Annotated in this window: 2 protein-coding genes and 1 pseudogene; all 3 read right to left on the bottom strand. The window is 71.0% G+C overall.

The features are described from left to right. Positions 1 to 933 (bottom strand): cobalamin biosynthesis protein (locus tag FXN61_RS49040; protein WP_167980583.1); only part of this gene is annotated, 933 nt, incomplete at its 3' end. Next, a complete protein-coding gene (locus FXN61_RS49045) occupies positions 930 to 1,745 on the bottom strand; it encodes a hypothetical protein (protein ID WP_167980584.1) in 816 nt (271 codons plus the stop codon). The genes FXN61_RS49040 and FXN61_RS49045, both read right to left, overlap by 4 nt. Positions 1,746 to 1,762: 17 nt before the next feature. Continuing rightward, a pseudogene (locus tag FXN61_RS49050) lies at positions 1,763 to 2,096 on the bottom strand (hypothetical protein); the annotation flags it as partial.

The following is a 2,096-nucleotide window of genomic DNA, read 5'->3' on the forward strand; positions in this document are numbered from 1 at the left end:
TTGAACTTCTCGGCCGCCAGCTCCACCGGTGCACCGTGCGCGAGCATCTGCGCGCCGCGCAACGCCGCTGCCTCGGCGACGCTCGCCGGTGCCCATCGAGTTGCGCACCACCGAGCTCGGGTTCGGCACGCCGATCTCCGCGAGCTCCTCGGTCGGGAACGTCAGCAGCTCGGCGGTGTCGCCGTGCCAGAAACCCCAGTCCTCCACGGCGTCCACGATGCCGGGCTCGTCCGCCTTGGCGTCCGCCGTCGCGAACGCCTTGATAGCGCGCAGATCCAGGCCGCCCTGCGCGTCGAGTTCCGACAGCGCGGCGCCAACGCTCGTCGCCGACGCACCGCGCGTCGAGCCCACACCGACGACGAGCGTGCGCGGCACGATTCGCAGCACGTTGTCCTTGGACGCGGCGGCACGGTCGTCGATGATGATGATCCACGTCGCGTCCTCGCCCGCCGCGATGACGTTGGGTGGCAGGGCGGGCAACGGGAAGTTCAACGGGTTGCGCAGCACGACCTTCTCGCCCGCCTCGATGGCGGCGGCGCAGGCCTCGACGTCGCCGTCCGCGGTGGCGTCGAGCTGCTCGACGAGCTCGTCCAGCACCGAGTCGATCGACGGGCCTCCGGTCACGACGGCCGTGCGGTTCAGCAGGTCGGCGACGTGGCGGGCGAACGCGTCCGCGTCACCCGCTAGCGCCACGACGAAGTGCTTGTCCACGCAGACCACGGCGGGGTCGGATCGCCTGTCCCGCAACAAGGGCGCGATCAGCCTGATCGCGGAGCCCGCGTCCAGGAACAGCACCGCGGCACCGAGCCGCGGCCACAACTGGTGCACGGCGGGCTTGACGGCACCGTCCGGCAGGACGGCGTCGGAGCCCAGGAGACCGGAGAGATCGGCGGCGTCGCCGCGTTGTGCAGAGCCGGCGAAAACACCGATCACTTCTTGCTTCCCCACAACACGGTCACCGGGACCGCTGGAGCGAATCCCGAGTCGAGAAGGCGGGAGGCGGTCCAGTGCACGCCTTCCACTTCGTATCCAGCGGCCTGCAACGCGTCACGGGTGGGCACGATCTCGTCCACCCGTTCCGTCACGACGACAACGCGCCGGGCGGACACGGCCGCGCTCGCCTTGACCGACCGGAGATCACCACGACCGACGAACACCGCGTCCGGGCGTGGCAACGAGGACGTGTCCAGCTCGGCTTCCTCGACTCGGACGTCGACGCCGTGCGCGGACGCGTTCGCGATGATCCGCACGCACTGCACGGGATCAGGCTCGACCGCGATCACCGCGGCACCCAGCCGTGCGCATTCCACGCCCACCGCGCCGGAACCGGCCAGCACGTCCCACACCAGGACACCGCGACCTGGAGCGAGCCTGGCCAGCACGAACGCGCGGACCTCGGCACCGAGAACGTGCGAGCGGCTCGCGAAAGCGTCGTCCGGCAGTGCCCAGCCGTCGTTCGAGGTGAGGAACTCGTTGTCCGCCAAGCACAACACCGCGTCCGGCGCGTTCCAGCGACGGGTCACCGCGTCACGCGGGTCCACAGTGGTCAGCTCGCCGGAGTCCGACACGATCAGCTTGCGGCGCCAGCCAGCCAGTCCGGCGGCGATCTCGGCGGGGCCGATGCCCTGTGCCAGCTTGACGACCACGGCGGAACGGGCACGGCACACGTTCAGTGCCGGGCGCAGGCCGTCCGCGGCGTCGACGATCTCGACGGGACGGCCCGCTGCCTCCAGCAGCTTCTCCACTGTCACACCTTCTGGCATCAGTTGGCGGTGCGCTTGGGCTTACGGGCGGCGGGCTTCTTCTTCTGGGTGGCCGTCGAGGCGCGGACCGTCGGCGGCTTCGGCTTCTCGGCCGCGACCACGGTCAGCTTCGGCTTGGGCGCGGGCTCCTCGGCCGGCTTGCGAACCGACTGCTGTATTTCCTCGACCGCGGTCCACGCGGGGTTCTGCTCGGCGGGAGCCGGAGCAGGAACGGGAGCAGGAACCGGAGCGGGAGCGGGTTCAGGAGCAGGGATGGGCTCGTCCACGCGCGTCGCGATGCGCGAGGCGGCTCGGCGCGACCAGCGGGTCGGACGGGCGGCACGGATCGGCTCG

It is taken from the genome of Lentzea indica, assembly GCF_012184385.1.
Lineage (GTDB): Bacteria > Actinomycetota > Actinomycetes > Mycobacteriales > Pseudonocardiaceae > Lentzea > Lentzea indica.